At 75.0% G+C, this 20,224-nt stretch carries 16 protein-coding genes; 2 read left to right on the forward strand and 14 right to left on the reverse strand.

Annotated elements, in window-relative coordinates; all coding sequences use genetic code 11:
- Positions 1–20: 20 nt before the first annotated feature.
- The 11 genes from AC24FB_RS02020 to dinB all read right to left on the reverse strand — a co-directional run bounded on the left by AC24FB_RS02020 (position 21) and on the right by dinB (position 13,629).
- The gene (locus tag AC24FB_RS02020; RefSeq protein ID WP_425713048.1) at positions 21–1,265 is read right to left on the reverse strand and encodes a peptidoglycan glycosyltransferase FtsW; all 1,245 of its coding nucleotides are present in this window, start codon (positions 1,263–1,265) and stop codon (positions 21–23) included.
- Positions 1,262–2,785, reverse strand: a complete 1,524-nt coding sequence (gene murD, locus AC24FB_RS02025; protein ID WP_425713047.1) for a UDP-N-acetylmuramoyl-L-alanine--D-glutamate ligase — start codon at positions 2,783–2,785, stop codon at positions 1,262–1,264. The genes AC24FB_RS02020 and murD overlap by 4 nt, the downstream gene beginning before the upstream one ends.
- The gene (gene mraY / locus AC24FB_RS02030; RefSeq protein ID WP_425713046.1) at positions 2,782–3,867 is read right to left on the reverse strand and encodes a phospho-N-acetylmuramoyl-pentapeptide-transferase; all 1,086 of its coding nucleotides are present in this window, start codon (positions 3,865–3,867) and stop codon (positions 2,782–2,784) included. Before mraY ends, murD begins: the two co-directional genes overlap by 4 nt.
- On the reverse strand, positions 3,864–5,336 hold the full coding sequence (locus tag AC24FB_RS02035; RefSeq protein WP_425713045.1) for a UDP-N-acetylmuramoyl-tripeptide--D-alanyl-D-alanine ligase: 1,473 nt from the start codon (positions 5,334–5,336) through the stop codon (positions 3,864–3,866). The genes mraY and AC24FB_RS02035 overlap by 4 nt, the downstream gene beginning before the upstream one ends.
- On the reverse strand, positions 5,333–6,874 hold the full coding sequence (locus AC24FB_RS02040) for a UDP-N-acetylmuramoyl-L-alanyl-D-glutamate--2,6-diaminopimelate ligase (RefSeq protein ID WP_425713044.1): 1,542 nt from the start codon (positions 6,872–6,874) through the stop codon (positions 5,333–5,335). Before AC24FB_RS02040 ends, AC24FB_RS02035 begins: the two co-directional genes overlap by 4 nt.
- The gene (locus AC24FB_RS02045; RefSeq protein WP_425713043.1) at positions 6,871–8,670 is read right to left on the reverse strand and encodes a peptidoglycan D,D-transpeptidase FtsI family protein; all 1,800 of its coding nucleotides are present in this window, start codon (positions 8,668–8,670) and stop codon (positions 6,871–6,873) included. The genes AC24FB_RS02040 and AC24FB_RS02045 overlap by 4 nt, the downstream gene beginning before the upstream one ends.
- Complete coding sequence (gene ftsL / locus AC24FB_RS02050) at positions 8,670–9,095, reverse strand: cell division protein FtsL (RefSeq protein ID WP_425713042.1); 426 nt, start codon at positions 9,093–9,095, stop codon at positions 8,670–8,672. Before ftsL ends, AC24FB_RS02045 begins: the two co-directional genes overlap by 1 nt.
- Positions 9,092–10,246 (reverse strand): 16S rRNA (cytosine(1402)-N(4))-methyltransferase RsmH, encoded by a 1,155-nt coding sequence (gene rsmH, locus AC24FB_RS02055; protein ID WP_425713041.1) that lies wholly within the window; start codon positions 10,244–10,246, stop codon positions 9,092–9,094. Before rsmH ends, ftsL begins: the two co-directional genes overlap by 4 nt.
- Positions 10,247–10,597: 351 nt before the next feature.
- Positions 10,598–11,029, reverse strand: coding sequence for a division/cell wall cluster transcriptional repressor MraZ (mraZ, locus tag AC24FB_RS02060; protein WP_425713040.1), 432 nt, complete (start codon positions 11,027–11,029; stop codon positions 10,598–10,600).
- Between the two features lie 779 nt (positions 11,030–11,808).
- Positions 11,809–12,249: a DUF3040 domain-containing protein gene (locus AC24FB_RS02065; RefSeq protein WP_425713039.1), complete on the reverse strand. Its 441-nt coding sequence runs from the start codon at positions 12,247–12,249 to the stop codon at positions 11,809–11,811.
- Between the two features lie 63 nt (positions 12,250–12,312).
- Positions 12,313–13,629, reverse strand: coding sequence for a DNA polymerase IV (gene dinB, locus AC24FB_RS02070; protein ID WP_425713038.1), 1,317 nt, complete (start codon positions 13,627–13,629; stop codon positions 12,313–12,315).
- Between the two features lie 48 nt (positions 13,630–13,677).
- Between dinB and AC24FB_RS02075 the strand changes: the two genes are divergently transcribed.
- A complete protein-coding gene (locus AC24FB_RS02075; RefSeq protein WP_425713037.1) occupies positions 13,678–14,547 on the forward strand; it encodes a spermidine synthase in 870 nt (289 codons plus the stop codon).
- Between the two features lie 190 nt (positions 14,548–14,737).
- Here the strand turns inward: AC24FB_RS02075 and AC24FB_RS02080 are convergent, their stop codons facing one another.
- The 3 genes from AC24FB_RS02080 to AC24FB_RS02090 form a co-directional block, all read right to left on the reverse strand.
- Positions 14,738–14,944, reverse strand: a complete 207-nt coding sequence (locus AC24FB_RS02080; protein WP_425713036.1) for a cold-shock protein — start codon at positions 14,942–14,944, stop codon at positions 14,738–14,740.
- 229 nt (positions 14,945–15,173) lie between these two features.
- Entirely contained in the window at positions 15,174–16,550 is a 1,377-nt protein-coding gene (locus AC24FB_RS02085; RefSeq protein ID WP_425713035.1) for an MFS transporter, read from the reverse strand.
- Between the two features lie 43 nt (positions 16,551–16,593).
- A complete protein-coding gene (locus AC24FB_RS02090; RefSeq protein WP_425713034.1) occupies positions 16,594–17,739 on the reverse strand; it encodes a proteasome assembly chaperone family protein in 1,146 nt (381 codons plus the stop codon).
- A 198-nt stretch (positions 17,740–17,937) separates the two neighbouring features.
- Between AC24FB_RS02090 and AC24FB_RS02095 the strand changes: the two genes are divergently transcribed.
- Positions 17,938–20,214 (forward strand): HelD family protein, encoded by a 2,277-nt coding sequence (locus AC24FB_RS02095; protein ID WP_425713033.1) that lies wholly within the window; start codon positions 17,938–17,940, stop codon positions 20,212–20,214.
- The last annotated feature ends 10 nt before the right edge of the window (positions 20,215–20,224 follow it).

Raw genomic sequence — 20,224 nt, forward strand, 5'->3', positions numbered from 1 at the left:
CGAGCAGGACGCGCAGGGGCTCAGCCACGGCGGGCCTTCCGAGGGGTGGCCGTCACCGCGCCCGTGCGCCGGGCGTGCCGGGAGCGCACGCGCAGTGCCTCGCGCGCGCCGGGCTCGGTGCGGGCGAAGCCCAGGAGGATCCCGATGCCGAGCAGGGTGGCGATGAGCGCCGAGCCGCCGGCGGAGACGAGCGGCAGGGGCACGCCGAGCACGGGCAGCAGGCCGATGACGACGAGCATGTTGACGATCGCCTGCCCGAAGATCCACGCGCCGAGCCCGGCAGCGGCGATCTGGACGAACGGGTCGTCGTGCCGGCGCACGATGCGGTAGATCCCGGCGGCGAGCACGGCGAACAGGACGAGCACGACGAGGGTGCCGATGAGGCCGAGCTCCTCGCCGATGATCGCGAAGATGAAGTCGTTGTGGGCCTCGGGCAGGTACTCCCACTTCTCGCGTGACGCGCCGAGGCCGACCCCGGAGATGCCGCCCGAGCCGAGCGCCCACAGCCCGTGCAGGGGCTGGAGGCCGGCGCCGAGGGGGTCGGACTCCGTGAGGCCGAAGAACTGGCCGACCCGCGCGCGACGCGAGGCCGAGGACATGACGAGGAAGGCAGCGAGGCCCGCGCCGACGACGCCGACGAGCGCGAACCACCGCAGGCGCAGGCCGGCCACGTAGTAGGCGCCCGCCACGAGGATCACCATGATCGCCGCGGTGCCCATGTCGTGCCCCGCGAGGACGAGGGTGATCGCCGCGCCGGCCCCGATCACCCCGGGGATCGCGGCGTGCAGGAGATTGTCCATCACCTTGACCTTGCGGGCGAGGACGGCGCCGAGCCAGATCGCGAGGGCCAGCTTGAGGAACTCCGCGGGCTGGATGACCTGGCCGGTGCCGGGCAGGACGATCCAGTTGAGGTTGCCGCCCTGGCCGCGCGCGAAGCCGGTGAAGATGAGGGACTGCAGGGCCAGGCCGAGGACGAGCAGGACCCATGCGGACCTCCGGTAGAAGCCCGGCGGCACGAGGGCGGCGACGAACGCGCCCGCCACGCCGACCGCGAGGAAGAGCAGCTGGCCCACCCACTCCTGGTACGGCGAGCCGGTGTCCGAGATGGCGGTGACCGTCGACGCCGACAGGCGCATGACGGCCCCGACGGCGACGAGCAGCGCCGAGGAGGCCGCGATGAGGTAGAAGCTGAGCGCCGGGTTCTCCTCCCGGCGGGGCTGCGCGGGTGCCTGGGTGACGACGCGGCGGGAAGCGGTGGCGGTCATCTCTCCTCCTGCGTCGCGAGGGCGGCGACCGCGTCGGCGAACACGCGCCCGCGGTGGTCGTAGCTGCGGAACTGGTCCATGGAGGCGCTGGCGGGGGCCAGCAGCACGGTCTGCCCGGGCAGCGCCCGGGACGCGGCCAGCCCGACGGCGCGTTCCATCACCGTCTCATCGTCGTCCGGAACGACCTCGACGAGCGGGACGTCGGGTGCGTGTCGCCCCAGAGCGCTGAGCATCGGCTCGCGGTCGCGCCCGATGAGGACGACGTGCGCGAGCCGGTGGGCGTGCGCGGCGACGAGCTCGTCGAAGCGGGCGCCCTTGGCGAGCCCGCCGGCGATCCACACGACCGAGCGGTCGCCGTGGGCGGCGAGGGCGGCGTCGGCCGCGTGGGCGTTCGTGGCCTTGGAGTCGTCGACGAACCGGACCCCGCCGTGGGTCGCGACGTGGGTGGCCCGGTGGTCCTCGGCACGGTAGGCGCGCAGGGCGTCGCGGACGTGGTGGGGCTCGGCGCCCGCGGCGCGGGCGAGCGTCGCGGCGGCGAGGGCGTCGAGCACGAGGTGGTCGGGCACGTCCTCCGCGCCCGCCCCGGCACCGAGCAGGTGCGCGAGGTCGGCGACCTCGCCGAGCTCGGTCGCCGCCGTCCACCGGTCCGCGCCCACGCGCTCGGCGAGGACCCCCTCGACGACGCCGACCTGCGACACGGCGGGCGGCCCGAGCGTGAGGCCGACCGCGCGGGCACCCTCGGCGACGTCGGCCTCCTCGACCATCTCGCGCGTGACGGGGTCCGCCTCGGAGTAGACGCACAGCCCGGTGACGCCGCGGTACACGCGCGCCTTGTCGGCCCGGTAGGCCGCGAACGAGCCGTGCCAGTCGAGGTGGTCGGGCGCCACGTTGAGGCAGGTCGCGGCCAGCGGGGCGAGCGAGTGGGTCGAGTGCAGCTGGAAGCTCGACAGCTCGGCGGGCAGGACGTCCGGCCCCTCGCCGCCCGCGGTGACGATCTCGACCGGCGGGGTGCCGACGTTGCCGACCGCCGGCGCGTCGAGCCCGGCGGCGGCGAGGATCGCGGCGGTCATCGTCACGGTCGTCGTCTTGCCGTTCGTTCCGGTGACGGCGAGCCAGGGCGCGTACCGGCCGTCGCGGCGCGGGCGCTGGAGACGCCAGGCGAGCTCGATCTCGCTCCACACCGGGATCCCGGCGGCCGCCGCCCGGGTGAGCAGCGGCGAGGTGGCGGGGACGCCGGGCGAGACGACGAGGACGTCGGGCGCGAGGTCGAGCGTGGCCTCGGCGAGCTGCTCCGGGGTGGCGCCGGCGGCGAGCCGCGCGCCGGGGGCGTCGGACCGGGCCGCCTCGAGCGCCTCGTCTCGCGAGTCGGTGGCCACGAGCTCGCCCACGCGGCCGGCCAGCGCGCGCAGCGCGGCCCGGCCGGACGTGCCGAGGCCGACGACGCCGACCCTCGCCGAGGCGAGCTCGGCCGCCGACCGCTCGGCCCACGCCGCGCGGGCCTCGTCCGGGGGGACGGTCATGAGACCGCGACCCACTCACCGTAGAAGATCGCGAGGCCCGCGGCGGCGCACAGCAGCGCGACGAGCCAGAACCGCACGACGATCGTCACCTCGCCCCAGCCGGAGAGCTCGAAGTGGTGGTGCAGCGGGGCCATCTTGAACACCCGCTTGCCGGTGGCCTTGTAGACCCCGATCTGGATGACGTCGGAGATGACGACGGCGACGAACAGTCCGCCGATGACGACCCCGAGGAACTCGGTGCGGGTGAGGATCGTCATCCCGGCCAGGGCGCCGCCGAGGGCGAGGGAGCCCGTGTCCCCCATGAAGATCTTCGCGGGGTTGGTGTTCCACCACAGGAACCCGAGGCACGCGCCGACGATGCAGGCAGCGATGATCGTCAGGTCCCGCGGGTCGCGGATCTCGTAGCAGCCGGCGCCGGGCTCGGCGAGCACCTGGCAGGACTGGTTCGACTGCCAGAACGCGATGCCCGTGTACGCGGCGAAGACGATCGCGGACGTGCCCGTGGCCAGCCCGTCGAGGCCGTCGGTGAGGTTGACGGCGTTCGTCCAGGCCGTGATGAGGAAGTTCGCCCAGATGATGAAGAGCACGAGCCCGATGGCGGCACCCGCGAAGGCGAGGTCGAGGGGCAGGTCGCGGACCCACGAGATCGCCGTCGAGGCGGGCGTGCGGTTGTTCTCCGACGGGAACTGGAGGGCGAGCACGGCGAAGGAGATGCCGATGAACGCCTGCCCGATGATCTTCGCCCGCGCGTCGAGCCCGAGGGACCGGGCCCGGGAGATCTTGATGTAGTCGTCGAGGAACCCGATGACCCCCATGCCGACCATGAGGTAGAGCAGGAGCAGGCCCGACACGTGCGGAAGCCGCCCGGCCGAGAGGTTGGCGACCGCGTAGCCGATGACGGTGGCGGCGATGATGATGACGCCGCCCATCGTCGGCGTGCCGCGCTTGGTCTGGTGACTCGTCGGCCCGTCCTGGCGGATGAACTGGCCGTACTCGCGGCGCACGAGGAGCCGGATGAACGCGGGTGTGCCGAGCAGCGTGACGACGAGCGCCACGCCGGCACCTACGAGGACGGCTGTCATGGGCGCATCTTCTCGTCCCCGGGCGCGTCAGGCGCCGAGGCGAGGCCGTCGGTCGATGTGAGAAGGTCCGCGACCTCCCACACGCCGGACCCGCGCGAGCCCTTGAGCAGGACCGCGTCGCCGGGGTGGGCGACCTCCCGCACGCGCGCCGCGATGACCTCCGGGGTCGACCCGGTCAGGTCGTCCACCTGGATTCCCGCGTCGCGTGCGGCGGCCGCCAACGGCGCCGCCTCCTCGCCGACGACGACGACCGCCTCGATCCCCCGCGCGAGCAGGACCTCGGCGAGACCCGCGTGCTCGGCGGCGGACTCCTCGCCGAGCTCGAGCATGTGGCCGAGCACGGCGACCCGGCGCCGACCGGGCGCGATCGCCTCGAGCGTCGCGAGCCCGGCGCGCATCGAGTCGGGGTTGGCGTTGTACGAGTCGTCGAGGAGGAGGACGTCGCCGGCGAGCGTCGACACCGCGGTGCGGTGGGCGGAGCGCGGACCGGCCACGGCGAGGCGGGCGGCGAGGGCGTCGAGGTCCTCCCCCAGCGCGAGGCCGGCGGCGGTCGCGGCGAGCGCGTTGGCCACGTGGTGGGGACCGACGAGCGCGAGGCGCACCTGCGCGCTGCCCGACGGGGTGCGCACGGTGAAGCTCGCCCGTCCGGCGTCGTCGGCGCGCACGTCGGTCGCGGCGAGGTCGGCGGCCGGGTCGCCCGCGGCGGAGAACGTGAGGACGTCGCCGGGCGCGAGGGAGGCCATCGCGGCGACCCGGTGGTCGTCGGCGTTGAGGACGGCGGTGCCGGTGGGGACGAGGCCGGCCACGAGCTCGGACTTCGTGCGGGCGACGTTGTCGATCCCGCCGAAGTGGCCGAGGTGGGCGCGGCCGACGGCAAGCACGATCGCCACGTCGGGCGGCGCCACCGAGGTGAGGTACTCGAGGTTGCCGACGCGGTCGGCGCCCATCTCGAGGACGAGGGTCGTCGTCGCCTCGTCCGCGCGCAGCACGGTCAGCGGCAGGCCGACCTCGTTGTTGAGCGAGCCGGGCGGCGCGACGAGCGGGCCGCGGGGGGTGAGGAGGTCGACGAGGAGGTCCTTCGTCGTCGTCTTGCCGACCGAGCCGGTGACGGCGACGACGCCGGGGCGCTCACCTGCGGGCCGCACGGCCCCGCGCAGCTCGGCGAGCGAGTGGCGGGCGAGGTCGCCGAGGGCGGCGACGGTGTCCGGGACGACGACGAGGCGGGACGCGTCGACGCCGTCGGCGAGCGGGCGGGCCGGGTCCGTGACGAGGGCCCCGACACCGCCGGCGGCGAGCGCGGAGGCGACGTGCGCGTGCCCGTCGGTGCGCTCGCCGACGATGGCGACGAACAGGTCCCCGGGGCCGACCTCGCGGGAGTCCTGGAGGACGCCGCCGGTGACGAGGAGGTCTCCGACCTGCGAGGACGAGCCGGTGGCGCGGGCGACCGCGTCGAGTCCGATGGTGATCACGCCTCATCCTCCCCCGACGCGCGACGCGCGAGGGCCGCCCGGGCCTCCTCGCGGTCGTCGAGGTGGTGGGCGACGTCCCCGACCTCCTGGACCGTCTCGTGCCCGCGACCGGCGAGCAGGACCGTGTCCTCGGGCGCCGCGGCGAGGATCGCGTGGGCGATCGCGGTGCGCCGGTCGCCGACCTCGGTCACGGACGCGCCCTCGACCGCGTGGGCGCCGGCGAGGATCTCGGCGCGGATGGCGGCGGGGTCCTCGGAGTGCGGGTCGTCGTCGGTGACGACGACCTCGTCGGCGAGGCGGGCCGCGACGGCCCCCATGAGCGGGCGCTTGACGGCGTCGCGGTCCCCGGCGGATCCGGTCACGCACCACAGGCGTCCGCGGGTGGTCGGCCGCAGCTCGGTGAGCACGGTCTCGAGGGCCTCGGTGTTGTGGGCGAAGTCGACGACGACCCGGGGCGCCTCGGCGAGGACCTCCATCCGTCCGGGCACGGCGGGGCTCACGCCGCCGGCACCGGCGAGGGCCCGCTCGATCTCGGCCGGGTCGTGCCCCGCGCGCCAGACCATGCCGACGGCGAGCGCCGCGTTGGCCACGTTGAACGCGCCCGGCATGTCCGTGGAGGTCGCCACCCGGCCGTCCTCCCCCACCAGGGTGAGCTCGCCGGGAGCGCCGGACCGGACGCCCAGCTGCGCGTCGGCGTCGTGCCCGAGGCTCCACACGTCCCCGGGGCGGGCCTCCTCGGCAGACGCGGCCAGGCGCCGGCCCCACTCGTCGTCGACCGTGACGACCCCGGCGCGCGAGCGCTCGGGCGCGAACAGGCGGGCCTTCGCCGCGAAGTACTCCTCGACGGAGCCGTGCAGGTCGAGGTGGTCGGGCGTGAGGTGGGTGAAGCCGGCGACGTCGAACGTCACGCCGTCGACCCGGCCGAGCATGAGCGCGTGCGAGGAGACCTCCATGACGAGGTCGGTGACGCCCGCCTCGACCATGGCGGCGAGCACGGCGTGCAGCTCGTCGGCCTGCGGCGTGGTGAGCGCGGCGGGCACGGAGGTCCCGGCGATCCGGATCTCGACCGTGCCGATGAGGCCGGTCGTGCGCCCGAGCGCGGTGAGCACGTGGTCGACCATGAACGCCGTCGTCGTCTTGCCGTTCGTGCCGGTCAGTGCGTACGTGCGCAGCCGGTCCGCGGGGTTGCCCCAGGCCAGCGCGGCGAGCGGACCGACCACGGCGGCGACGTCGTCGACGACGAGGACCGGGACGCCCGGCTCCCCGTCGGCGCGCGCGAGGTCGGCGCCCGCGGCGTCCGTGAGGACCGCGGCCGCACTCCGTGCGACGGCGTCGGACGTGAACCGCGCGGCGTGGTGGCGGGCGCCGGGCCGGGCGACGAAGAGCTCTCCTCCGGTGACCCGCCGGTTGTCCGCGACGACCCCGGACACCGCCGTCCCGGGTTCCGGAGGCGCACCGACGAGGTGCGCGCCGGCAGCCCGCGCGAGGTCGGCGAGGTCGACGGGCGCGACGGCGGTCGGCCGCAGCGCGGGGGTCACTGCGGCCCCCACTCCACCCCGGGCTCGAGCGGCAGGTACGGAGCGGGCTCGGTCGACGGCGGGACGCCCAGGTGCGCCATCGTGAACTCGGCGACCTCGGCGAAGACGGGAGCGGCCACGCGCGAACCGTAGGACGCCCCGGCGGCGTTGTACATGACGACGCCGATCGCGACCTCGGGGGCCTCGGCCGGGATCGCGCCGATGAAGGTGCCGACGCGGCCCGTGAGCCCCCCGTTCTCGTCGGGGACCTGGGCGGTGCCGGTCTTCCCGGCCACGCGGTAGCCGTCGACGGCGGCGAGCTGGGCGGTGCCCTCCTCGGTCACGGCGCCCTCCATCATGGCGAGGGTGTCCGCGGCGCTCTCCTCGCTGACGACCCGCTGCCCGTCGAGCAGCGGGGTCGGCGTCATCGTGCCGTCGGTCTCCTCGACGGCCTCGACGATGTGCGGCTCCATGCGCACGCCGCCGTTGGCGATCGTGGCGGCGGTCGAGGTCGACTGCAGGACGGTGAGCGCGAGGCCCTGGCCGAACATCGAGGTGTAGTACTGCCGGTCGTCCCACTGCTCGTAGGGCGCGAGGATGCCGGAGGACTCGCCGGGCAGCTCGATGCCGGTGCGCTGGCCGAGGCCGAAGCGCTGGAGGTAGTCGTACCGGACGTCCGCGGGGACGGTGTCGCCGATCTGGACGAGGCCGGTGTTGTACGAGCGGGCGAGCACGCCGGCGGTCGTCAGGGTGATCGGGGCGTGGGAGTCGTTGTCGCGGAACTCCTGCCCGTTGGGCATCGTGATCGTGTCCGGGGTCAGCCACTCGTCGTCGACCTCGACACCGCCCGCGTCGAGCGCCGTGGCGAAGGTCGGGATCTTCCCGGTCGAGCCGGGCATGTACGGGGTGGTCACGGCGCGTGAGCCGCGGTCCTCGGCGGCCCACTCCTGGTAGTTGCCGGGGTCGACGGTGTTGTTGTCGCACAGCGCGAGGATCCGGCCCGTGCCGACCTCCTCGACGACGACGGCGCCCCAGGCGGCCGAGTGGCGCTCGACGGCCTCGTCGATGATCCGCTGGCACTCGTACTGGAGGTCGCGGTCGATCGTGGTCTGGACGTCGCGCCCCTGGACCGCGGGGACGTCCTCGCGGGTGGCGCCGGGGATGACCTGGCCGTCGCGGCCGATCTCGACCGTGGTCGAGCCGTCGGTGCCGGCGAGGACCTCCTCGTAGGACTGCTCGAGCCCGGCGAGGCCGGTGCCGTCGCGGCCGACGAACCCGGTGATGTTGCCGCCCGTGGTGCCGTTCGGGTAGAGCCGGTCGACCGTGGCCTCGGGCTCGATGCCGATGATCCCGAGCTCGCGGATCTGGCGCCACTGCGCGGGAGTGACGTCGCGGGCGATGTAGGCGAAGGTCGAGTCGCCGACCATGAGGGCGCCGAGCTCGGCGGGGTCGACGTCGAGGATCGGGGCCAGGCGCTCGGCGGCGGCCGAGATGCCCGTGCCGACGACCTCGCCGTCCTCGTCGCGCGCCTCGTAGCTCGTGATGAGCTGCTGGTTGACGCCGAGGTTGTAGGTCTGCACCGAGGTGGCCAGCACCTCACCGTTCGCGTCGAGGATCTCGCCGCGCTGCGCCTGGACGGCGTAGGTGCGGATGCGGTTGTCCCGCGCGTCGCTCGCGAGCTGCGGGCCCTCGAGGGCCTGGACCCAGATGAGCCGGCCGGCGACCACGAGGAGGATCGCGAGGAGGAGGACGAGGAGGATCCGCGTGCGTCGGATCCAGTCGCGCGGGGCGGTCGTCACCAGCGGCGAGCGTGGCATCAGTTCGTTCCCTCCTCGGTGGGTCCGCCGGTGATCTCACCGGACTCGAGCTCGATGAAGTAGGTGGTCTGCGGGCGGGTCATGCCGAGCTCCTGCGCGCGCTCGTCGAGGACCGAGGAGGCGCCGGCGGCGTCGATCTCGACCTCGAGCGCCGCGACCGACTCCTCGACGAGCGCGAGGTCCATCTGCCGGTCGTGGAGGGCGTAGGCGGCCTCAGCCATGCGGATGTTGAGCACGAGCACGGTGGCGAGGGCCGCGAGCAGGATGGCCGCGAGTAGCGCGACGAACGGCGCCCGCGAGCGCGCCGGGACCGGGCTGGGGACGACCGTGAGCCGGGATCGCTGCCGTCGGGTGGTGACCGGGGCCGGCGCGGCCGTCGTGCGGCGTGGCGCGCGGGCCGGCGCGGGAACGGGCTGGGCGCTCATCGGGTGCTCCTCGGGCGCGCTGCGGGGGCGCTGGTGGGTCGTGCGGCGGTCGGGCGGTCGGTGCTGGCCGTGCGGTTCGTGCGTACGTCGCGGTCCGTGCGGGCGGCGCGGGCCGTGCGAGCCGCGCGGTCCGTGCGTGCGTCGCGGTCGGTGCGGGCCAGGTGGTCGGGCGTCGGGCGCAGGCGCTCGGCGGCCCTCAGGCGGACGGCGCGGGAGCGGCTGTTGCCGGCGAGCTCGACCTCGTCCGCCTCCTCCGCCCCGCGGGTGAGCAGGCGGAGGTAGGGCTGGTGGGTCTCGGGGACCACCGGCAAGTCGGGCGGAGCGGAGGTGACGGCACCCCGGGCGAGCTCGGCCTTGACGAGGCGGTCCTCGAGCGACTGGTAGGACTCGACGACGATCCGGCCCCCGACGGCGAGCGCCTCGACGGCGCGCGGCAGGGCGTCGGCGAGGATGTCGAGCTCGCCGTTGACGGCGATGCGCAGCGCCTGGAAGGTCCGCTTGGCGGGGTTGCCGCCGGTGCGGCGACCGGCGGCGGGCATCGCGGTGTCGACGACGTCGACGAGGTCTGCGGTCGTGCGCAGCGGCGCGGTCTCCCGGCGGCGGACGATCTCGGCGGCGAGGCGGGGGGCGAACTTCTCCTCGCCGTAGGTGCGGAGGATCCGGCGCAGCTCGCGCTCGTCGAGCGTGGCGAGGAGGTCGGCCGCGGTCGGGCCGGTCGTGGCGTCCATCCGCATGTCGAGCGGGGCGTCGTGCGCGTAGGAGAAGCCGCGGTCCGTCTCGTCGAGCTGGAGCGAGGAGACGCCGAGGTCCATGAGGACGCCCGCGACCTCGCCGCCCGCGTGCTCGGCCACGACCTCGTCGATCTCGTCGTAGGTCGCGTGCACGCCCGTGAAGCGGTCCGCGTACGGGGCGAGCCGGGCGGTCGCCAGCGCGAGCGCCTCGGTGTCGCGGTCGATCCCGATCACCCGCAGGCCCGGGAAGCGCGCGAGCGCCCCCTCGCTGTGGCCACCGAGGCCGAGGGTGGCGTCGACGAGCACAGCGCCGGGGGCCTCGAGGGCCGGTGCGAGCAGGTCGAGGCAGCGCTCGAGCAGGACCGGGAGGTGGCGGTCCTGCGTGGGGCGGTCCTGGCTGTGCTCGGGAGTGGTGCTCATCGGTCCTCCTCTCGGGCGGTCGTGGGGTGTGCGGGGCGGGGATGACGGGCGGGTCGGCGGTGGTGCGTCGTGGTCGTTCGTCGTCGTGGATCCGGTCGGTCGTGCTCGTCGCGGGCGACGATCGGGCTCTGAGGCTGGCGGCACGACCTCGGGGTGCGATCCGGCTCGTACCGCCAGGACTCCCACCTCCGCTCCGGCGCCGGGGAAGTGCGCCGGGGGCGGGGGCACCGGCGCCGGGGAAGTGCGTCGGTGCGGTGGGAGACCTCGCGTGGCGAGCTCCGGTGTGCCGTGCAGCTGTGGAGTTGTCAGGGACGTGCGGTGATCGGGCGGGGACGTGCGGAGGTCGGCGGGTCAGAAGAGGCCCGGGACCACCTCCTCCGCCGTGTCCGCGAACGACTCCTCCTGGGCGGCGAGGTACTCGGCCCACGCGGTGGCGTCCCAGATCTCGATCCGGCTGCCCGCGCCGATGACGGCGGTCTCGCGCTCGAGGCCCGCGTAGCGGCGCAGGTTCGCCGGGATCGTCAGGCGGCCCTGCTTGTCCGGCACCTCGTCCGAGGCGCCGGAGAGGAACACGCGCAGGTAGTCGCGGGCCTGCTTGGAGGTCACCGGCGCCTGCCGGAGCCGCTCGTGCATGGACTCGAACTCCGCGGCGGGGAAGGCGAAGAGGCAGCGGTCCTGACCCCGGGTGAGGACGAGGCCGTCGGCGAGGTCGGCGCGGAACTTGGCCGGCAGGATCAGCCGGCCCTTGTCGTCCAGGCGCGGCTCGTAGGTACCGAGGAACATCGCGGCACCTCCCTCGCTCGTCGCCCTGCCGCTCCCGTGACCCCCACGTTACTCCACTTCACTCCACCGCGATAGCAGATCGGGCCGACATCGAGCGTGTGTCGCGCGATATCCCAGGTAATCACTGGTGGTGCGCGGTGGAGGGGATCGGGGCGGCCGGCGGGCACGGCGGGCCGACGCTGATCGGCTCGTCGAGGTCGGTGCGGTGAGCTCGTGGGCGCGGGGCTGTCTCGGGCGCGGCGTCGGTGCGGCGTCGGTGCGGCGCGAGTGTGGAACCGATGCCGCTCCGGCGCAGCTCCAACGACAGCAGATCGGCATGATTCCGCGGGTCCCGCCGGCTCACGCACGATCAGGTCGTGCACACGGCTCCGCGGCGTCGTCGGCGGGGAGCGGTGTGGGGGAACTCCCGGGGCGGGACGTGGAGGAGCTCCGGGGCGGGACGTGGAGGAGCTCCGGGGAGGGAAGTGGGGGAACCTCGGGGAGGGAAGTGGGGGAACCTCGGGGAGGGAAGAGGGGGCCTCGTCGGACGAGGCGGAGAGATCCCGGAGATCGAGGTGGAGCACCTTGGTGGAGCGACGTGGAGGGACCGGCGGACGGAGGCGGAGCACGCCTCGTGGAGCGACGTGGAGAGCCCCTCGTGGAGCAACCTGGAAAACCCGCCAGACACCCGGCCGGGCAAGACGACGGCCCCCGGTCCGCATCGCTGCGGGCCGGGGGCCGTTCTCTCAAGCGCTCAGATTGGGAGACGCCCGGTCGTCAGGACCGGGCGCCGGGGTGGGTCAGACGCCGCGTCCCTCGCCGCGCTGCTCCCACTTCTCCTGCTGACGCTCCATGAAGCTCTTGCTGGTCGCGGTCCGGCCGCCGGACGGGCCGGAACCGCCGGAGGACGGGCCTCCGCGTCCGCCCCTGCCGCCTCGCCCGCCGGGGCCGGCGCCGGGCGAACCCTGGCCGGTGCGGGCGGGGCGCGTCGACGGGGTCATCGCGAGGAGCACGCCGCCGACCATCGCGAGGAAACCGAGGACGCCGAGCCAGATCCAGCCGGTCGCGACGCCGCCGACGAGGCCGCCGATGCCCACGACCGCGACGAGCGCGCCGAGGGCGACCTTGCGCAGGTCGGGACCGGAGGTGTCGCCGAGCGTCTCCGCCAGGCGCGGATCGTCGGCGTGCAGCTGCGCTTCCATCTGGGCGAGCATGCGCTGCTCGTAGTCGGAGAGTGGCATCCTGCCCCCTTCCTCAGCACCGGTCGGACCTCGGCTCGCGTCCGGACGGAGCGCGACTCCCCCTCAGGATAGGTCCTGGCGGGCTCCCTCGTCACGCCGGGGGACGCCGTCATGACCGGGGTCATCTCCCCCACCCTCCCGGGCACGCCCCGACCGGCGACCGAGCAGCGCCGCCGGGGCGAGCGCGGACCGGCCGAACCGCTCCCGCACGGCGTCGAGCGCCTCCTCGGCGAGCGCCGCGCCGGGATCGTCGTCGAGGGCGAGCTGAAGGCCGTGACCTGCGGGTTCGAGGGCCTCCAGGCGCACGCCGAGCAGCCGCAACCCGTCCCGGGGGAGGTCGACCGCGCCGAGCAGGGCGCGCGCGGCCGCCACGACGTCCCGGGCGAGCGAGGTCGCGGCGGGCAGGCTGCGCGACCGGGTGATGGTCGTGAAGTCGGGGAACCGGACCTTGATGCTCACCGTGCGCGCGAGCAGCCCGGCAGCCCTCAGCCTCGCCGCGGCCGCGTGGGACTGCTCGAGCAGCACCCGGTCGAGCGCCCCCCGGTCCGCCACCGGGTCGAAGAACGTGTGCTCGGACCCGATCGACTTCTCCGCCGCCCGCTCCGAGCGGACCTCCCGTGCGTCCACGCCCATCGCGAGGGCGTGCAGGCGCGTCCCGGCCGCGCGCCCGAGCGCCCGCTCGAGGTCGACGGTCCGCGCGGCGGCGACGTCACCGACCGTCTCCCAGCCGTGCCGGCGCAGCACCTCGGCCGACTTCTCCCCCACGCCCCACAGCGCCCCCACGGGAAGCGGATGGAGGAAGTCGAGCGTGGCGGCGGCGGGGACGAGCAGCAGCCCGTCCGGCTTGGCCGCGCCCGAGGCGATCTTGGCCACGTGCTTGGTGCTCGCGATGCCCACGGACGCCGCGAGCCCCGTCTCCTCCCGCACCCGCGCGCGGACGTGCGCGCCGATCGTCAGCGGCGGACCGAGCCGGCGCACGGCCCCGCGCACGTCGAGGAAGGCCTCGTCCACGCTCAGCTGCTCGACCCGGTCGGTGACCGTGCCGAGCACCTCCATGACGACGCGGGAGATCTCCCGGTAGCGCCCGTGCCTCCCCGGCACGACCACGGCCTGCGGGCACAGCGCCCGCGCCTGCGCGACCGGCATGGCCGAGCGCACGCCGTACGCGCGGGCCTCGTAGGTCGCCGCCGACACCACGCCGCGCTCCGGCCCGCCCACGATCACCGGGCGCCCGGCGAGCTCGGGGTTGTCGAGGACCTCGACGGCGGCGAAGAACGCGTCCATGTCGACGTGCAGGAGGAACGTCCCCGAGTCGTCGGTCCCGAACGGCGTGGGTCCGCGCCTCGGGGTCCCGCTCGCGCGGACGGGCTTGCGGCTCACAGCCCGACGCTAGCGCGCACGTCCGACACCGCGGGCTAGCGTGACCCCGTGACTCCGCGACGCCGGTCCGACCTGGACCGCTGGCCCGAGCACCCGGTGCCCACCTCGTTCTCCGTGGCCGAGGTCGTGCCCGAGCCGGGCGCCCCGCACCGGGTCATGCTCCTCCTGGGCGGCTCGGAGTCCTCGTTCCTCGACCTCGAGGACCCCGCCTATCTCGAGTTCGAGTACATGCAGCACGTGCGGGCCGTCGTCGACGCCGCCCTCGGCCCCCCGGGTACCACCCCGCCCGACGACGCCACCCGCGATCCCCGCACGGCCCGGTTCGTCCACCTCGGCGGGGCGGCCTGCGCGCTGCCGCGGGCGCTGCTCGCCGACCGTCCGCACTCGCGGCACCTCGTCGTCGAGCTCGACACGGAGCTCGCGCGCCTCGTGCGGGCCTGGTTCGACCTGCCGCGCGCCCCCGCCCTGCGGATCCGCAACGCGGAGGCGCGCGAGTCGGTCGAGCACCTCCACCCGGGCTCGGTCGACGTCCTCGTCCGGGACGTCTTCGTCGACGCCGAGGTGCCCGAGCACGTGCGGACCGTGCAGTTCGTCCGGGCCGCGGCGGAGGCGCTCGCGCCCGGCGGCATCTACGTCCTCAACCTCACCGACTCCCCCGGCCTGCGCCGCGTGCGCGAGGAGGCGGCCGCCCTGACGTCGGTCTTCGGCGAGGTGCTCGGCGTCGTCGACCCCGCGGTGTGGAAGGGGCGGCGGTACGGCAACGTCGTGCTCGTCGCGTCGCACCACCGTCTCGACGCCGCGGCGGTCGACCGGGGCCTGCGCCGCCTGCCGTTCCCGGCGATCGTCGTCGGCGGGGCCGAGCTCGCCCACATGGGGGCGGGCACCGCGGCGCCGCTCGACCCGCCGGCCATCGCCTGAACGGACACGTGGCTGCGGCTGCGGCTGCGGGAGGGCGGTACGCCGCCGGGCGGGTCCGTCGTCGTCGGGCGGGTCCGTCGTCGTCGGGCGTGGGTCGTGCCGCCGGCCGGGCACCCGTGCCCGGACATGGCGACGGGGCCCGCACCATGAAGGTGCGGGCCCCGCGAAGACTTAGGGTCGAACGCTCAGATCAGAGCGGGACGACGTTCTCCGCCTGCGGGCCCTTCGGGCCCTGGGTGATCTCGAACTCGACGCGCTGGGCGTCCTCGAGCGACTTGTAGCCGTCCGACTGGATGGCCGAGAAGTGAACGAAGACGTCAGGCGCGTTGCCACCGTCCTGCTCGATGAAGCCGTAGCCCTTCTCGGAGTTGAACCACTTGACGGTTCCCTGTGCCATGTAACTGATGTCCTTCCGGGACGTCGGGGCCCGACCCTGTGCCGGTCCCCACTTGCCGCACTGAATTCGTCCCACGTCCTTGCCGGAACCATGCCTCCCGCCGAACGGGCCGGCGGGCGACACAACAGGGAAACGCAGATGCAACACGGTAAGCATGCCACGTCCGGGCGCCCCGTGCGCGCTTCTCGTGGGGAGAACCACCCGGGCCGTCTCCTGGACGTGCCGGATCTCAGCTCCGGGGAGGACGCGCCTCGGATCCCGGGCCGAGCCGGCGCACCGCGAGAGCAAGCCCCACGAGCCCGACGACGACGACCACGACCTGCGACGCCATCGCGATCCGGAAGGCGTCGGGTCCCGGTGACGACCCGCCGACGGCGTCGAGCACGAGCCCGATGACGAGCACCGCGAGCAACGAGGCGATGAAGCCGCCCGTGTTCGCCAGGCCGGTGGCGGTGCCCAGCCGGGACCGCGGGACATGCGACCGCACGACGTCGAAGGACACGTTGCTCACCGCGCCGCCGCAGCTGAGGATCATCATCAGCACGACGAGCAGCCACGCGGGCACCGGCGGCGGGAGCAGGAGCACGACGGTCCAGCTCGTCACCGCGAGCGCGCAGCCCGTGAGGATGATCCGGAAGCGGCGGTGCGGGAAGCGACCGGACAGGGCGCCGACGACCGGGGCGGCGAACACCATCATCACGACCCCGAGCACGAGCACGGTCGACGCCGTGGCGGCGCTGTGCCCGTTGCCCGCACGCATGTAGGGCACGCCCCACATGAGCGCGAACGTCGTGACGAAGAACATCGTCGACCAGTGCGCGAACAGACCCGCCCACACGCCGGGCTCGCGCACGAGCGCCGCGAGGGTGGCACCCGTGCTCTCCCGCTGCGCGCCCCGTGGCGCGGTGGCAGGGGGTGGTCCGGTCGCGGGTGCAGCCGCGGCGCCCGGGGCCGGCTCGGCGTCCGGGGCCGGCTCGGCGTCCGGCGCGGACCCGGTGTCCGGTACGGATCCAGGGTCCGGCGCCGGACGGTCGCGCACGACGACGAGCACGGCGATCGCCACGAGCACGCCCGTCGCCGCGAGCGAGAGGTAGGCGGCCGTCCAGCCGCGCACCGACAGCACGGCGTAGAAGGGGACGGCCGAGAGGACCTGGCCGAGCTGCCCGAGCGCGCCGGTCGACTGGTTGACGATCGGGACGTGCCGCAGCGGGAACCACTCCGGCACGAGGCGCAGCACCGAGATGAAGGCGGTCGCGTCGCCGAGCCCGACCGCCACGCGGGCGGCCAGCGTGAGCGGCAGCGAGGTCGACAGCGCCATCACCGTCTGGGCGGCGGCCAGCAGCAGCGCGCCGGCGACGAGCACCCGGCGCGAGCCCCAGCGGTCGATCGCGAGGCCCACGGGGATCTGCGCGGCGGCGTACGTGCCGAGCTGGATGACGACGAAGGTCGAGAGGATCGCCGGGCCGACCTCGAACCGCTCGAGTGCGGCGAGCGAGGCGACGCCGAACGAGCTGCGGCCCGCGATGGCCAGGACGTAGCACAGCACGGCGACGCCCCACACCGCGAAGGCGGTGCGGGGCGATGCGGGAGGGGTCAGGCGGGCCATGGCCCGCCTCTCCTCCGCGGCGCTGCGGGTCCTCCGGGGCGGCTCACGCCTCCTCGGACGGGTCGGCGTCGGGCGCGTCGTCGTCGGACCGCTGGTGGTCGGACCGGTCGTCGGCGAGGTCCCCGCCGTCGGGCGCGTCGTCGCCGGGGCGCTCGTCGGCGGGTCGGTCGTCGGCGAGGTCCCCGCCGTCGTGCCCGGCGTCGTCGGACCGGCCGTCGTCGGACGTGCCGTCCGGACCGCGGTCGACGCCGCCGATCTCCGGGAGGCCCTCGTCGCGCCAGCCCTCGATCGGGGGCGCGCTCGCGAGGAACGCCTCCAGCTCGGCGCCGATCTCGTCGGCCGTGGGCAGCTCCGCGGCGGGCGCGTCGTCGCTCGTGCGTGCGACCGGGCTGCGGTCGTACCGCTCCTCGAGCGCGCGCACGACCTGCGCGATCTCGGGGTTCGCCTCGACCTGGGAGTCGATCTGGGCGAGCACCTGGGCGGTGAGCGACTCGAGGTCGCCGACCGGCAGGGAGACTCCGCTGGCCGTGGACAGCGTCCGGATGAGGGACGCCGACGCCACGGGGTACTCCGAGCCCGAGAGGTAGTGCGGGACGTGCACGGCCAGGCCGAGGACGTTCATCCCCTGCTCGGACAGGCGCAGGTCGAGGAGGGCCTCGGCGCTGCCGGGCGCCTGGAACTCGCCGACGAAGAGGTTCGGTCCCGGCTCGAGACGCCCCCCGGCGTCGCGATCCGTGCCGTGCGTCGTGATGGCCGCCGGGCGCGTGTGCGGGACGCCGGCCGGGACGCCCTGCAGCCCGACGACGAGCTCGACCCCGTGCTCGCGGACGATCGTCGACACCGCGCGGGCGAAGCCCTCCCACGCGTGGTCCGGCTCGTGGCCGTGGAGGACGAGGAGCGCCCGCCCCTCGTGGTCGCGCACGGCGTCGACGGCGAGGACCGGCTCGTCGTAGTCCACCCACCGGCCGTCGGCGAAGGTCATCGCCGGGCGGCGCGAGCGCAGGTCGAGGAGCTGCTCCGTGTCGAAGGTCGCCACCCGCTGGACGGGCATGCTCGACAGGAGCTGGCGCACGGCGAGCTCGCCCGCGCTGCCCGCGTCCATCGCGCCCTGCAGGGCGTGCACGAGCACGGGCACGTCGCCGATCTGGTCGGCGGCCGGGCCGCTGGTGTAGAGGGTCTCGTCGTTCATGGCGCCACCATCCTTCCGCTGGTCTCTGACCGGCTCAACGCGGTCCCATCCTGCGGCATTCCCGCCGTGCGGCGCGGGACGCGCCACACCGCACGCCGGTCCGCCGTGGACGAACAGATGGTGCGCGCACCCGCGTGGATGCACCAGAATGGACGGCCGCGCGCGCCGACCCCGGGGCCGCGACCTGGAGGTGGTCCGATGGCGTTGCACGACGCGCGCGAGCGCGAGCCCGCGACCGGCGGCGACGAGCTCCCCCGCGAGCAGGCCCGGGTGGACACCGTCTACGCGCGACTCGACGAGCTGCGCGCCCAGTACCGCGCCCGGCTGGCCGACGTGCGCCGCGGCGGGTCGGTGGGCACGCACCAGATGCGCTCGGAGCGCGACGCGTTCGCCGCTCACTACTCCGAGGCCGTCGCCCGGCTCGATCAGGTCGAGGAACGGCTCGTGTTCGGGCGGCTCGACCTGCGGGAGGGGCCGCCGCGCTACGTGGGCCGGATCGGCATCCAGGACGCGTCGCGCACCCAGCTGCTCCTCGACTGGCGCGCCCCGTCGGCCCGCCCCTTCTACCAGGCCACCGCCGTGCGCCCCGACGGCGCCGTGCGACGCCGGCACCTGCTCACCCGGCGCCGGCGCGTCATCGGGGTCGAGGACGAGCTGCTCGACGCGGACAACCTGCCCGAGGACCTGCGCCTCGAGCTGCGCGGCGAGGGCGCCCTGTTCGCGGCGATGAACGCGGCCCGCACGGGGCGGATGAGCGACATCGTCGCCACGATCCAGGCCGAGCAGGACGCCGTCATCCGCTCCGACCTCGACGGCGTGCACGTGGTCCAGGGCGGGCCCGGCACGGGCAAGACCGCCGTCGCGCTCCACCGGATCGCCTACCTGCTCTACGCCCACCGGGAGCGGCTCGCCCGGTCCGGCGTCCTCCTCGTCGGCCCCTCCGACGTCTTCCTCTCCTACGTCGAGAAGGTCCTGCCCTCGCTCGGCGAGACCGACGTGGTCGCGACGACGATCGCCGACCTGCTGCCCGGCGTCCGTGCGCGCGGGACGGAGAGCCCGACTGCCGCACGGATCAAGGGCCGCACCATGATGGTGGAGGCGATGGGACGCCTCGTCCGACTCTTCCAACGGGTGCCGGAAGGCACGAAGATGCTCGACGTCGAGGGATCGACGATCCGCCTCGAGCCCGCCGACGTCCGCTCGGCGATCGGCCGGGCCCGGCGCGCCCACCGCACCCACAACGCCGGCCGCGAGACGTTCGTCCGCTCGCTGCTCCCCGTGCTCACCGACCGCTACGCCGCCGCGCGCGGCATCGACGACCCGGAGGAGCGCTCCGCCCTCATGGAGGACGTGCGCTCGGCGCGTGACGTCCGGGTCGCCCTCAACCTCGCGTGGATGCCGCGCACCCCCACCGAGCTGCTCGACAAGCTGCTCTCCTCCCCCGCACTTCTCGGGGCGTGCCTTCCCGACCTCGACGACGACGAGCGCGCCGCCCTGCTGCGCCCCCGCGGCTCCGCGCCGACCGAGGCGGACGTGCCGCTGCTCGACGAGCTCGCCGAGCTGCTCGGCCCCCACGAGGAGGCGGAGGACCGGGCCGCCCGGGCCCGCGCGACGGCCGAGCGCGCGCAGGCGGTCGAGCTCGCGCGGGAGGCGATCGAGTCGCAGGACCTCGGCGACGGGATCGTCAGCGCCGAGATGCTCGCCGACCGGTTCACCGCCGGCGGCCCGTCGCTGACGACCGCCGAGCGGGCGGCCGCGGACCGGACGTGGACCTACGGGCACGTCGTGGTCGACGAGGCCCAGGAGCTGAGCCCGATGGCCTGGCGGATGCTCGCCCGGCGCGTGCCGGTGCGGTCGATGACCGTGGTCGGCGACCTCGACCAGCGCCGCGGCGTCGAGCGCCCGAGCAGCTGGGCGGACCTCCTCGGCCCTGCGGCCGGTCACGCCCTGCGCGAGTCCGTCCTCACCGTCTCCTACCGCACGCCGGCCACCGTGCTCGAGGCGGCCACGGAGATGCTCGCGCGCGCCGGCACCCCGCCCGTGCATCCGGTGACCGCGGCGCGGGACCTCCCGGACGCACTGGTCGTCCGCCCCGTGGCGGCGGGCGGGCTCGTCACCGGGGCACTCGACGCCGCGGAGCGTGAGCTCGGCGCGCTCGCGGGCGAGGAGGACGGCGCCGGACGGGTGGCCGTCGTCGCGCCGTCAGGTCTGCTGGGCGAGTTCCGCTCAGCCGCGCTCGACCGGCCGGCGACAGCCGAGGCGCTCGAGGGGCCGGACCTCCTCGGGGCGCGGCTCGTCCTCACCGACGCGGCGGGGGCCAAGGGGCTGGAGTTCGACGTCGTCGTGCTCGTCGAGCCGGCCGCCCTGACGGGCGACGGCACCGGTGACCTCTACGTGGCGATGACCCGGCCGACCCGGCGGCTCGTCGTCGTCCACCACGAGGCGCTGCCGGCGGGCGTCTCGCCCGCGGGCTGACCGCACGGCC

The sequence above is a fragment of the Georgenia sp. Z1344 genome, assembly GCF_057652375.1.